This is a genomic window from Roseateles hydrophilus (assembly GCF_026712245.1).
In the GTDB taxonomy this organism is placed as follows: Bacteria; Pseudomonadota; Gammaproteobacteria; order Burkholderiales; family Burkholderiaceae_C; genus Pelomonas; species Pelomonas hydrophilus.
In genome coordinates this window covers 506763-518592 of record NZ_JAPPUY010000002.1, presented here as the reverse complement: position 1 = coordinate 518592, position 11830 = coordinate 506763, and the positions used below count along the sequence as shown (strand labels likewise).

The following is an 11830-nucleotide window of genomic DNA, read 5'->3' as shown; positions in this document are numbered from 1 at the left end:
TTCAAATAATTGAGCCCAGCTTAAGCACTGCCGGGCCCCGCTCCAGGAGACTCCATGCCGGTCCTGAACACGCAGCTCAACCCGCGCTCGGCCGACTTCAAGGCCAATGCCGACGCGATGCGCGGCCTGATCGACGACCTCAACGCCAAGCTCGCCCAGATCGCCCAAGGCGGCGGCGAGGCGGCGCGCGCCAAGCACACCGCCCGCGGCAAGCTGCTGCCGCGCGACCGCGTGGAGATGCTGCTGGATCCGGGCACGCCCTTCCTGGAAATTGCCCCGCTGGCCGGCCTGAACCTCTACGACAACGCCGCACCGGGCGGTGGCGTCATCGCCGGCATCGGCCGCGTGGCCGGCGTCGAGTGCGTGATCGTGTGCAACGACGCCACCGTGAAGGGCGGCACCTACTACCCCATCACCGTCAAGAAGCACCTGCGCGCACAAGAGATTGCCGACCAGAACCGCCTGCCCTGCATCTACCTCGTGGACAGCGGCGGCGCCAACCTGCCGAATCAAGACGAGGTGTTCCCCGACCGCGACCATTTCGGCCGCATCTTCTTCAACCAGGCCAACCTGAGCGCCCAGGGCATTCCGCAGATCGCGGTCGTCATGGGCTCGTGCACGGCCGGCGGCGCCTACGTGCCCGCCATGAGCGACGAAACCATCATCGTCAAGAACCAGGGCACCATCTTCCTGGGCGGCCCGCCGCTGGTGAAGGCCGCCACCGGTGAGGTGGTGAGCGCCGAAGACCTGGGCGGCGGCGATGTGCACACGCGCCTGTCCGGCGTGGCCGACCACCTCGCCAACAACGACACCCACGCGCTGGCCATCGCCCGCCAGTCGGTCGCCCGCCTGAACTGGAGCAAGACCAACCCGCTGGCCGTGCAGGCCCCCAAGGCACCCGCCTACGACCCCACCGAGCTGCACGGCGTCATCCCCACCGACACGCGCAAGCCCTTCGACGTGCGCGAGGTCATCGCCCGCATCGTCGATGGCAGCGAGTTCGACGAGTTCAAGTCGCGCTACGGCACCACGCTGGTCTGCGGCTTCGCGCACATCGAGGGCATGCCGGTGGGCATCGTCGCCAACAACGGCATCCTGTTCGCCGAGAGCGCCAACAAGGGCGCGCACTTCATCGAGCTGTGCTGCCAGCGCAAGATTCCGCTGGTGTTCCTGCAGAACATCACCGGCTTCATGGTGGGTCGCAAGTACGAGAACGAGGGCATCGCCCGCGCGGGCGCCAAGATGGTGACGGCCGTGGCCTGCGCCCAGGTGCCCAAGTTCACCGTGATCATTGGCGGCTCGTTCGGCGCCGGCAACTACGGCATGTGCGGCCGCGCCTACAGCCCGCGCTTCCTGTGGATGTGGCCCAACGCGCGCATCTCCGTCATGGGCGGCGAGCAGGCCGCCAGCGTGCTGAGCACCCTGCGCCGCGACGCCATCGAGTCCAAGGGCGGCACCTGGAGCGCTGACGAGGAAGAAGCCTTCAAGGCCCCGCTGCGCCAGCAGTACGAAGACCAGGGCCACCCGTACTACGCGTCGGCGCGCCTGTGGGACGACGGCGTCATCGACCCCGCCGACACCCGCCGCGTGCTGGCGCTGGGCCTGTCCGCCTCACTGAACGCGCCGATCCCGGACACCAAGTTCGGCGTGTTCCGGATGTGATGACCGTTCGCCCCCTGCAACCGAGCGACTCGCTCGACGACCTCACCCACCTGCTGCACGCCGCCTACGCCAGCCTGGCCGCCCAGGGCTGGAACTTCACGGCGGTGGATCAGCCGGTGGAGGTCACGCGCCAGCGGCTGGCCGGGGCGCAGGCCTTCGTGGCCGAGCAGCACGGTCGGCTGACAGGCACCGTGGCCGTGCGAGGCCCCAAGCCAGCGGGCGAGGCCTACATCGCCGACCCGCCACCGGCGCTCTACACCACGCCGGGCACGGCCATCCTGTCGCAGCTGGCCGTGCACCCGGACTGCCGCGGCCAGGGCCTGGCCGAGCAGCTCATCGCCGCCGCCGAGGCCTGGGCGCTCGCCCAGGGCTTCACGCAGATCGCGCTGGACACCGCCGAGCCCGCCACCGCGCTGCGCCGCCGCTACGAGCGCCGTGGCTACCGCACCGTGGGCGGCGTGCAGTGGCGGGGCAAAACCTACGCCAGCGTGCTGATGGTCAAGACGCTGGCCGCGCCGGAGGCCGTGGCATGAAGTGGCTGTTGATGGCTTGCCTGGCTGGCGCGGCCCTGGCGCACGCGCAGCCGCCCGCCTCCGCGGACGCGTCCGCCTCGGCGCCCGAGCGCCTGCAGGCGGATGTGCGCGAAGCCATCGTGCGCGTGCCAGCCCGTGTGGTGGATGCCTTCGGCAAGCCGGTCGAGGGCGAGTTGCTCGTCACCACCTTCCGCCCTGCGGGGCCGGGCCCGTTCCCGCTGGCCGTCATCAGCCACGGGCGCAACTCGGACAAGCGAGCCGACTACAAGCGCCCGCGCTTCGAGTCTGCCGCGCGCTACTTCGTGCGCAAGGGCTTCGCCGTCGCCGTGCCGCTGCGCCTGGGCTATGGCGAGCTGGCCGACGCGGGCGACCCGGAAAGCAGCGTGTCCTGCGACGCGCCGCGCTACGGCACCGCACTGAGGGCGGCGGCCCAGCAGATCCTGGCCGTGCGCGACTTCATGGCCGGCCAGCCCGACATCGATGCCAACCGCACCGTGCTGGTGGGCGTGTCGGTCGGCGGCATCGCCACCATCGCGGCCACGGCGGCGCGCGCACCGGGCCAGGTCGCCGCCATCAGCTTCGCCGGCGGCCACGGCGGCAACCCGGAAAAGCGCCCCGGCTCCCCCTGCCAGAGCGACCAGCTGCGCAAGCTCTACCGCGCCTACGCCGAGGCCAACGCGGCCGCCGGGGCGGCGACACCCACGCTGTGGATCTACGCCGAGAACGACCGTTACTTCGCCCCCAGCCATGCCAGCCGCTGGGCCAGCGCCTATGCCGACGGCGGCGGCGCCGTGGACCTGCGCCTGCTGCCCGCGCACGGCGAGGACGGCCACAAGCTGTTCGCGGCCGGCAACGACGTCTGGCAGCCACTGGTTGACGAGTTCCTGGCCCCGCTGGGGTTCGGCCAGCCCGGCAGCGTCGCCCGGCCTGCGCCCGTGCGGCCGCTGGACGGCGAGGCCAGCGCACCGGCCCGGCTGCGGGCAGGCTTCCAGAAGTTCCTCGCCACCCAGCCGCCCCGCGCCTTCGCCACCGACGGCGCCGGTCGCTGGGGCTACGCCCAAGGCGACGACGCACTGTCGCGCGCCCTGGCCTTCTGCCAGCGCCATGTGCCCACCGCCACGGACGGCACGCCCGCCTCCACCTGCCACCTCCACGCGGTCGACGACGCCCTCGTCCGCAGCACGCCATGACCTCTCACCTCACGCTGGCCCGCCACGGGCACACCGCCCGCGTCACACTGAACCGCCCCGACGTGCGCAACGCGTTCAATGAGGCGCTGATCGCCGAACTGACCCACGCCTTCACGACGCTGGCCCAGGACGCGTCGCTGCGCGCCGTCGTGCTGGCCGCCGAGGGCAAGGCCTTCTGCGCCGGGGCCGACCTGAACTGGATGCAGGCCATGGCTGGCTACTCGTGGGAGGAAAACCATGCCGACGCCACCCGGCTGGCCGACATGCTGTGGTCACTCTACAGCTGCCCCGTGCCCGTCATCGCCCGCGTGCAGGGCGACGTCTACGCCGGCGGCGTGGGCCTGGTGGCGTGTGCCGACATCGTCGTGGCGGTGGACACCGCCGGCTTCTGCCTCAGCGAAGCCAAGCTGGGCCTGCTGCCCGCCACCATCGGCCCCTACGTCGCGCGCGCGCTCGGCGAGCAGGCGTCGCGCCGCTACTTCATGACGGCGGAGCGCTTCGGCGCCGCCGAGGCGCAGCGGCTGGGCCTGGTGCACGAAGTCGTCGCGGCCGACGCGCTGGACGCCAAGGTCGACGAGCTTGCCGCCGCCATCGCGGCCAACGGCCCTGCCGCCGTGCGCGCCTGCAAGCAGCTGGTGAAGGACGTGGCCGGCCGCGAGATCACGCCCGCGCTGCGCGACGACACCGCGCGCCGCATCGCCGACATCCGCGCCAGCGCCGAAGGCCGCGAGGGCGTGCAGAGCTTCCTCGCCAAGCGCAAGCCAGGCTGGCTGGCGAGCTGAGCGATGGTCTACCGCTACACCGTCTCGCTGACGCCAGCGACCACGCGCGACTCGGTCTACTCCGAGTTCGTGCTGGACCTGCCGCCGGCCTGGCAAGCGCAGGCGCCGGAAGCAGACAACGCCGTCGCCTTCCACCAACCGGCCGCAGACGCGGCGCTGGTCGTGTCGGTGGACTTCATCGCCAGCGGTGCCGACGACCTGCAGGCGCTGGGCGAGCAGGTCATCGCGCAGCGCCTCGCCGCGCTGGCCCAGGCCACGCCCGGCGACTGGCAGACGCTGCAGCAGCAGGTGCGCCCGCACCGCAGCGACGCCGGGCTGGAGCTGTCGTTCGCCGCCGAGCTGCCCGGCCAACAGGTGGCGCTGTACCTGGGCTACGCCACGCCGCGCAAACTGCTGCACTTCCTGATGATCTGCGGCCCCGACCGGGCGGCCGCGCTCGCCCTGTTCAACGCCACGGTGCCGCACTTCAAGCCGCGCCTGCCCTGACCCTTCCCCGATGACCGCCCCCGACCTCGCCCAACGCAGCCGCGCCGCCGTCTGGCACCCCTGCACGCAGATGGCCCGCCTCGCCAACGTGCCGCCGCTGCCCATCGCCCGCGGCGAGGGCCCCTGGCTGATCGACACCGACGGCCGCCGCTACTTCGACGCCAACTCGTCCTGGTGGGTCAACCTGTTCGGCCACAGCGACCGCGCCCTGCACGACGCCATCAAGCAGCAGCTCGACACCCTGCCCCACGTGATGCTGGCCGGCTGCACGCACGAGCCCGCCGTGCGCCTGGCCGAGCGCCTGTCGGCCCGCACCGGCGGTGCGCTGGGCCATGTGTTCTTCGGCAGCGACGGCGCCAGCGCTGTCGAGATTGCGCTCAAGCAAAGCTTCCACTCGTGGAAGAACCGGGGGCAGGCGGACAAGCGCGAGTTCGTGTGCCTGCAGAACAGCTACCACGGCGAGACGCTCGGCGCGTTGAGCGTGACCGACGTGCAGGTGTTCCGCGACGCCTACGACCCGCTGCTGATGCGCGCGCACATCGTGGCCTCGCCCGATGCCCGCCGGGGCAACGAGGCCGAGGCGCTGGCTGCGATGCGCGCGCTGCTGACTGAGCGGCACGCGCAGATCGCCTGCGTCATCGTCGAGCCGCTGATCCAGGGCGCGGCGGGCATGGTGATGTACTCGCCCGAGTACCTGCGCGGCCTGCGCGCGCTGACACGCGAATTCGGCGTGCACCTCATCGCCGACGAGATTGCGGTGGGCTGCGGCCGCACCGGCACCTTCTTCGCTTGGGAACACACTGGCGCCGACTGGCCCGACTTCATCCTGCTCAGCAAAGGCATCACCGGCGGCACCATGGCGCTGTCGCTGGTGCTCACCACCGATGACGTGTTCGCCGCGTTCTGGAGCGACGATGTCACCCGCGGCTTCCTGCATTCGCACAGCTACACCGGCAACCCGCTGGCCTGTGCGGCAGCGAACGCGGTGCTGGACCGCTTCGACGCCGGCCTGCTGGACGACACCCGCGCGCAGGCCGACCGCCTCACCCGCGCCTTCGCGCCACTGGCCGGCCGCGTGACCCACCTGCGCCAACGCGGCATGATCCTGGCCTTCGATGTGCCGAACGCCCCCGCGCGCTTCGCCGAGACCTTCCACCTGAAGGCCCGCGCGCACGAACTGCTGATCCGACCGATCGGCAGCACCGTCTACCTGATGCCCCCCTACCTGATCGACGACACGACCGCGGCTTTCCTGGCCCAGGCCGTGACGGCGACGCTGAACGATGTCCTTGCTTGATCACCTGAGCGCCAAGCTCGGCGCCATCTCGGCGCAGAGCCTCAAGCGCGCCCTGCGCCGTGCCGACACCGGCACCGCGCCCCGCCAGACCGTCAACGGCCGCGAGCTGCTGATGTTCTGCTCGAACGACTACCTCGGCCTGGCCGCCGAACCGGCGATTGCCGACGCGCTGGCCGACGGCGCCCGCCGCTGGGGCGGCGGCTCCGGCGCGTCGCCGCTCGTCAGCGGCCACAGCGCTGCGCACGAAGCCGTGACCGACACGCTGGCGCGCTGGTACGCACCCCACATCCCGCAGGCCCGCGCCATCGGCTTCTGCACCGGCTACATGGCCAACCTCGCCGTCGTCACCGCGTTGGGCGACGAGCACACCGAGATCTTCTCGGAGCAGCTGAACCACGCGTCGCTCATCGACGCGGCGCGGCTCGCCAAGGCCACCGTCAAGCGCTACGGCCATGCCGACGTGGCCGGCCTGCGTGCGTTGCTGGCGGCCAGCTCGGCCAAGGTCAAGCTCATCGTGACCGACGCCGTGTTCAGCATGGACGGCGACCTCGCCCCCGTGCCCGCGCTGCTCGCGCTGGCGAACGAGTTCGACGCCTGGCTGGTGGTGGACGACGCCCACGGCTTTGGCGTGCTGGGCGAGCGCGGCCGTGGCACGCTGGAGCACTTCGGCCTGAACAGCGAGCGGCTGATCCTCGTCGGCACGCTGGGCAAGGCCGCCGGCCTGGCCGGCGCCTTCGTCGCGGCGCACGCCACCATCGTCGAGTACCTGCTGCAGGCCGCGCGCAACTTCATCTTCTCGACCGCGTCGCCACCGGCGGTAGAACATGCGCTGCTGACCAGCTTCGCGCTCATCGAAGGCCCGCTGGGCGCGCAACGCCGCGCCAACCTCGTTGCGCGGCAAGCGCAACTGCGTGACGGACTGCTGGCACTGATCACCCGCCACCCGCACCTGGGCTGGCAGCTCACTGACGCGGCCACGCCCATCCAGCCGCTGATCGTCGGCGGCAATGCCGAGGTCATGGCGCTGGCCGCCGCGCTGGAGACGGCTGGCCTGCGCGTGCCGGGCATCCGCCCGCCCACGGTGGCCGCCGGCACCGCGCGGCTGCGCATCACGCTGTGCGGCACGCACACGGCGGCGGATGTCGACGCGCTGCTGACCGCGCTGGAACGCGCTGCGGCGGCGCAGGAGATGGCGGCATGAGCGCCATTGCGCACGACCAGCTCGAGAAGTCGCTGCGGGCAGCGCTGCGCCGCGAAACGCCGACGCTGAAATCCCTATCGATGGCGCAGGCGTTGGCGAGCTTCGTCCAGCACTGGCGCACCACCGCGGTCAATGATCTGGGGGATGCGCCAGACGACGGGCTGGTCGTCAACTTCGACCTGCTCCGGGACCGGAGGACGAACTTCGTGATGACGCTCTGCCGCGTGGTGGCGGCCGCGGCCGATGCCGACGCCCTCGGCCGCAGCGGTTGGCGACGAGCATCGCAGCTGACCCTGCAGATCGGCGCCAACCCCGACCTGAGCATCTTCCAGCTGAGCCCCGTCGTCGCGACCCTCGACTGCTGGGACAAGGCGAACGCCTTGGCCTTCGAGCAGCAGGTCGCCGGCTCGCCGCAGTTCCAGGCACTGGCGCAACTGCCGGTCTCCGTCGCCGTGGTGCGTTCATCGGACTGCCAATGTCCCGTGCTGCATATGAACCACCCGGTCAACGGGTTTTCGTGGGCGACCTTCCGATGACACTCCGCCCACTCGCCCAGGCCATGCAGGGTTTCTTCATCACCGGCACCGACACCGAGATCGGCAAGACCTTCGTCACCGCCGCGCTGACCCGCGCGCTGGCGGCAACGGGCCGGCGCGTCGCGCCGGTCAAATCGCTGGCCGCCGGGCAGGAATTCGTCGACGGCCGCTGGGTCAACGAGGACGTGGCCACGCTGCTCGCGGCGCAGAACCTGGGCCTGACCGACGCGGAGGTGGGCCCGCTGCAGTTCCGCGAGCCCTGTGCGCCGCACATCGCGGCCCGGCTGGAAGGCCGCGGCATCGCCCGCGACGCGCTGCTGGCCGCCATCCGCGCCACGGCGGCCCGGGCCGACCTCGCGCTGGTCGAAGGCGTCGGCGGCTTCCGCGTGCCGCTGACCGACACCTGGGACACGACCGACCTCGCCGTGGACCTGGGCCTGCCCGTCATCCTCGTCGTGGGCCTGCGGCTGGGTTGCATCAACCATGCGCTGCTGACGGCCGAAGCGGTGCGCGCGCGCGGCCTGCGACTCGCCGCGTGGGTGGCCAACACCGTGGACGCCCATCAACCCCACGTCACGGACAATCTGCACGCGCTGCAGGCCGGCCTGAAGGCCCCCTGCCTCGGACACATCCCCCGACTTTCCGACCCGCTGGCCGCGCCGGCGTGTCTCGACATTTCCCCCTTGGTGGCTTTCGCATGAACCAGATCCAGACCCTCACCCCCACCACCGACGCCGACCGCCGCCAGGCCAAGCCCTGGACCGTGGCCGAGGTGGCCGCGCTGTTCGAGCTGCCCTTCAACGACCTGCTGTTCCGCGCACAGACCGTGCACCGCGAGCACTTCGACGCCAACGCGGTTCAGCTGTCCACGCTGCTGTCCATCAAGACCGGCGGCTGCGAGGAGGACTGCGCCTACTGCCCGCAGTCGGCCCACTTCGACACGGGCCTCAAGGCCGAGAAGCTGATCCCGCTGCAGGAGGTGATGGAAGCTGCCCGCGCCGCCAAGGCCAACGGCGCCACGCGCTTCTGCATGGGTGCCGCCTGGCGCGCGCCCAAGGCCCGCCATCTGGAAGCCATCGGCGAAATGATTTCCGAGGTCAAGGCGCTGGGCCTGGAGACCTGCCTGACGGCCGGCATGCTGGAAGACGGCCAGGCCGAGCAGCTGAAGGAAGCAGGCCTCGACTACTACAACCACAACCTCGACACCGCGCCCGAGTTCTACGGCCAGATCATCACGACGCGCACCTACCAGGACCGTCTCGACACGCTGGACCGCGTGCGCGCGCAGGGCCTGAAGGTCTGCTCCGGCGGCATCGTCGGCATGGGCGAGACGCGCCGCCAGCGCGCCGGCCTCATCGTGCAACTGGCCAACCTCGACCCCTACCCCGAGAGCGTGCCCATCAACAACCTGGTGCAGGTCGAGGGCACGCCGCTGGCCGGCGTGGCGCCGCTGGACCCGCTGGAGTTCATCCGCACGATTGCCGTCGCCCGCATCACCATGCCGCGCGCGATGGTGCGCCTGAGTGCCGGCCGCGAGGAGATGCCCGAGACCATGCAGGCCCTGTGCTTCCTGGCCGGCGCCAACTCCATGTTCTACGGCGACAAGCTGCTGACCACCAGCAACCCGCAGGCCGAGAAGGACCGCGCGCTGCTGGAGCGCCTGGGCATGCGCTGCTCGACCGAGGCGGAGCTGACACCGTCTGACGCCGCCGCCAAGGTGCAGGTCTGCACGCACTGACATGAAGTACGCCCTGCTCATCCTCGCCTCGCTCGCCCTGTCCGGCTGCGCTGTTGTCTACGACTACGCGCAGGAGGTGGCGCAGTCCCAGTGCGCCAGCAGCAACAGCAACCCGCAGGACCGCCGCGCCTGCGAGAAGCGCAACGCGCCGGCCTATGACGACTACGAGGCGCGCCGCAAGCGCTTGAAGGAAGGCCAGCCGGGCTGACCGCCCGCCGCCTGCCTGCCTCACCCGCCGGTGACCCCGGCCCCAGAAGAACAAGCCTGTAGAAGGTTCACAAGACCGGAGACAAGAGAGATGTTCAAGAAGATCCTGATCGCCAACCGCGGTGCTCGCGCCGAAGGCGCGGTCGCGCAAGCGACAAATTGCATGGTGCTCGGCGCAGCCGAGCACACAGGCGAGTTCCCCTCGGGAGCACGCCATGTTTAAGAAGATCCTCATCGCCAACCGAGGGGAAATCGCCTGCCGCGTCGCGGCCACTGCGCGCCGCCTCGGCATCCAGACCGTCGCCGTCTATTCCGAGGCTGACGCCAACGCACAGCACGTCAAGGCTTGTGACGAGGCCGTGCTGATCGGCGGCCCCGCGCCGCGCGACTCCTACCTGCAATGGGAGCGCATCCTGGCCGCCGCCAAGGCGACCGGCGCCGAGGCCGTGCACCCCGGCTATGGCTTCCTCAGCGAGAACGAGGCCTTCGCCCAGGCCTGCGCCGATGCCGGCGTCGTCTTCATCGGCCCGCCGCCCAGCGCCATCCAGGCGATGGGCCTGAAGGCCGAGTCCAAGCGGCTGATGGAAGCGGCCAAGGTGCCGCTGGTGCCCGGCTACCACGGTGCCGACCAGGACCCCGCGCTGCTCAAGCGCGAGGCGGACCGCATCGGCTACCCGGTGCTCATCAAGGCCAGCGCCGGCGGCGGCGGCAAGGGCATGCGCGCGGTGTTCAGCGCTGACGAGTTCGACGCCGCACTCGCCTCCTGCAAGCGAGAAGCCATCAACAGCTTCGGTGACGACGCGGTGCTGATCGAGCGCTACGTGCAACGCCCGCGCCACATCGAGATCCAGGTCTTCGGCGACACCCACGGCGACTGCGTCTACCTCTTCGAGCGCGACTGCTCGGTGCAGCGCCGCCACCAGAAGGTGCTGGAAGAAGCCCCCGCGCCCGGCATGACGCCGGAGCGCCGCGCGCAGATGGGTGAAGCGGCCGTCGCCGCCGCCAAGGCCGTGGGCTATGTGGGCGCCGGCACGGTGGAATTCATCGCCGAGCAGGACGGCCGCTTCTACTTCATGGAGATGAACACCCGCCTGCAGGTGGAGCACCCGGTGACGGAAGCCATCACCGGGCAAGACCTGGTGGAGTGGCAACTGCGTGTGGCCGCGGGCCAGCCACTGCCGCTCAAGCAATCGGAGCTGCGCATGCACGGCCACGCCATCGAGGCCCGCATCTGCGCCGAGAACCCGGATGGTGGCTTCCTGCCCGCCACCGGCTCGCTGGACGTGGCGCGCTGGCCGGACCATGTCGCGTTTGAACGAGGCAACACCCGCATCGACGCCGGCGTGCGCGAGGGTGACGCGATCAGCCCCTTCTACGACTCGATGATCGCCAAGCTCATCGTCTGGGGCGAGGACCGGGCGCAAGCCCTGGCCCGGCTGGACGCCGCGCTGCGCGACACCCACATCGTCGGCCTGCACACCAACGTCGCCTTCCTGCGCCGCTGCGCGGCCACGGCGTCGTTCTCGGGCGCCGACCTGGACACCGGCCTCATCGAGCGCGAGAAGGCCGTGCTGTTCGACCAGCCCGGCCTGCCGCTGCGCGTGAGCGCAGCTGCCGTCGTCGCCCACACGCTGGCGGTGGAAGCGGCCACGCAAGGCGCCGACCCGTGGAGCGCGCGCGACGGCTTCCGCCTGTTCGGCGCGGCCACCCGCCGCTTCGACCTGGCCGCGGGCGACACGCACCATGAGGTGCTGCTGGCCCGCCACCACCGTGGCGGCATGACGCTGACGGTCGCCGGCGAGGCCATCGATTTCGCCGTGCAATCGAGCGACGCTGAAACACATGAACTCTTCCTGGGCACCGACCGCATTCGCGTGAAGACCTACGCCCAGGGCGAGCGCGTCGCCGTGTTCGCCGCGAACGGCTCGGCCGTGCTGACCGAGGTGGACGTCATCGCCCACGCCGGCGAAGGCGGGACGGAAGGCGGCCGGCTCACCGCGCCCATGCCCGGCAAGCTCATCGCCTTCCTCGCGCAGGCCGGCGACACCGTCACCAAGGGCCAGCCGCTGGCCGTGATGGAGGCCATGAAGATGGAGCACACCATCTCGTCGCCGCGCGACGGCACCGTGGCCGAGTTGCTGTTCGCCGTGGGCGACCAGGTGAGCGACGGCGCGGAACTGCTGAAGCTGGAGGCCTGA

13 protein-coding genes are annotated in these 11830 nt (G+C 71.0%); all 13 read left to right on the top strand.

Annotation, left to right across the window (positions count from 1 at the left end; translation table 11 throughout):
- Positions 1-54 precede the first annotated feature (54 nt).
- The 13 genes from NYO99_RS09510 (at position 55) to NYO99_RS09450 (ending at position 11830) form a co-directional block, all read left to right on the top strand.
- Entirely contained in the window at positions 55-1662 is a 1608-nt protein-coding gene (locus NYO99_RS09510) for a carboxyl transferase domain-containing protein (RefSeq protein WP_268166942.1), read from the top strand.
- On the top strand, positions 1662-2195 hold the full coding sequence (locus NYO99_RS09505; RefSeq protein ID WP_268166941.1) for a GNAT family N-acetyltransferase: 534 nt from the start codon (positions 1662-1664) through the stop codon (positions 2193-2195). Before NYO99_RS09510 ends, NYO99_RS09505 begins: the two co-directional genes overlap by 1 nt.
- A complete protein-coding gene (locus tag NYO99_RS09500; protein WP_268166940.1) occupies positions 2192-3385 on the top strand; it encodes an alpha/beta hydrolase family protein in 1194 nt (397 codons plus the stop codon). The genes NYO99_RS09505 and NYO99_RS09500 overlap by 4 nt, the downstream gene beginning before the upstream one ends.
- The gene (locus NYO99_RS09495; RefSeq protein ID WP_268166939.1) at positions 3382-4167 is read left to right on the top strand and encodes an enoyl-CoA hydratase/isomerase family protein; all 786 of its coding nucleotides are present in this window, start codon (positions 3382-3384) and stop codon (positions 4165-4167) included. The genes NYO99_RS09500 and NYO99_RS09495 overlap by 4 nt, the downstream gene beginning before the upstream one ends.
- Positions 4168-4170: 3 nt before the next feature.
- The gene (locus tag NYO99_RS09490; RefSeq protein WP_268166938.1) at positions 4171-4653 is read left to right on the top strand and encodes a hypothetical protein; all 483 of its coding nucleotides are present in this window, start codon (positions 4171-4173) and stop codon (positions 4651-4653) included.
- 10 nt (positions 4654-4663) lie between these two features.
- Positions 4664-5950: an adenosylmethionine--8-amino-7-oxononanoate transaminase gene (bioA, locus tag NYO99_RS09485; RefSeq protein ID WP_268166937.1), complete on the top strand. Its 1287-nt coding sequence runs from the start codon at positions 4664-4666 to the stop codon at positions 5948-5950.
- Positions 5937-7151: an aminotransferase class I/II-fold pyridoxal phosphate-dependent enzyme gene (locus tag NYO99_RS09480; RefSeq protein ID WP_268166936.1), complete on the top strand. Its 1215-nt coding sequence runs from the start codon at positions 5937-5939 to the stop codon at positions 7149-7151. Before bioA ends, NYO99_RS09480 begins: the two co-directional genes overlap by 14 nt.
- The gene (locus tag NYO99_RS09475) at positions 7148-7687 is read left to right on the top strand and encodes a hypothetical protein (RefSeq protein WP_268166935.1); all 540 of its coding nucleotides are present in this window, start codon (positions 7148-7150) and stop codon (positions 7685-7687) included. Before NYO99_RS09480 ends, NYO99_RS09475 begins: the two co-directional genes overlap by 4 nt.
- Positions 7684-8388 (top strand): dethiobiotin synthase, encoded by a 705-nt coding sequence (bioD, locus tag NYO99_RS09470; RefSeq protein WP_268166934.1) that lies wholly within the window; start codon positions 7684-7686, stop codon positions 8386-8388. Before NYO99_RS09475 ends, bioD begins: the two co-directional genes overlap by 4 nt.
- The gene (gene bioB / locus NYO99_RS09465) at positions 8385-9425 is read left to right on the top strand and encodes a biotin synthase BioB (protein ID WP_268166933.1); all 1041 of its coding nucleotides are present in this window, start codon (positions 8385-8387) and stop codon (positions 9423-9425) included. The genes bioD and bioB overlap by 4 nt, the downstream gene beginning before the upstream one ends.
- 1 nt (position 9426) lies before the next feature.
- A complete protein-coding gene (locus NYO99_RS09460; RefSeq protein ID WP_268166932.1) occupies positions 9427-9633 on the top strand; it encodes a hypothetical protein in 207 nt (68 codons plus the stop codon).
- Between the two features lie 90 nt (positions 9634-9723).
- Entirely contained in the window at positions 9724-9855 is a 132-nt protein-coding gene (locus NYO99_RS09455) for a hypothetical protein (protein WP_268166931.1), read from the top strand.
- Complete coding sequence (locus NYO99_RS09450; RefSeq protein ID WP_268166930.1) at positions 9848-11830, top strand: acetyl/propionyl/methylcrotonyl-CoA carboxylase subunit alpha; 1983 nt, start codon at positions 9848-9850, stop codon at positions 11828-11830. Before NYO99_RS09455 ends, NYO99_RS09450 begins: the two co-directional genes overlap by 8 nt.

Coding starts and splice junctions, on each gene's coding strand:
- NYO99_RS09510 (WP_268166942.1), top strand. CDS start 55: ATGCCGGTCCTGAACACGCAGCTCAACCCGCGCTCGGCCGACTTCAAG.
- NYO99_RS09505 (WP_268166941.1), top strand. CDS start 1,662: ATGACCGTTCGCCCCCTGCAACCGAGCGACTCGCTCGACGACCTCACC.
- NYO99_RS09500 (WP_268166940.1), top strand. CDS start 2,192: ATGAAGTGGCTGTTGATGGCTTGCCTGGCTGGCGCGGCCCTGGCGCAC.
- NYO99_RS09495 (WP_268166939.1), top strand. CDS start 3,382: ATGACCTCTCACCTCACGCTGGCCCGCCACGGGCACACCGCCCGCGTC.
- NYO99_RS09490 (WP_268166938.1), top strand. CDS start 4,171: ATGGTCTACCGCTACACCGTCTCGCTGACGCCAGCGACCACGCGCGAC.
- bioA (WP_268166937.1), top strand. CDS start 4,664: ATGACCGCCCCCGACCTCGCCCAACGCAGCCGCGCCGCCGTCTGGCAC.
- NYO99_RS09480 (WP_268166936.1), top strand. CDS start 5,937: ATGTCCTTGCTTGATCACCTGAGCGCCAAGCTCGGCGCCATCTCGGCG.
- NYO99_RS09475 (WP_268166935.1), top strand. CDS start 7,148: ATGAGCGCCATTGCGCACGACCAGCTCGAGAAGTCGCTGCGGGCAGCG.
- bioD (WP_268166934.1), top strand. CDS start 7,684: ATGACACTCCGCCCACTCGCCCAGGCCATGCAGGGTTTCTTCATCACC.
- bioB (WP_268166933.1), top strand. CDS start 8,385: ATGAACCAGATCCAGACCCTCACCCCCACCACCGACGCCGACCGCCGC.
- NYO99_RS09460 (WP_268166932.1), top strand. CDS start 9,427: ATGAAGTACGCCCTGCTCATCCTCGCCTCGCTCGCCCTGTCCGGCTGC.
- NYO99_RS09455 (WP_268166931.1), top strand. CDS start 9,724: ATGTTCAAGAAGATCCTGATCGCCAACCGCGGTGCTCGCGCCGAAGGC.
- NYO99_RS09450 (WP_268166930.1), top strand. CDS start 9,848: ATGTTTAAGAAGATCCTCATCGCCAACCGAGGGGAAATCGCCTGCCGC.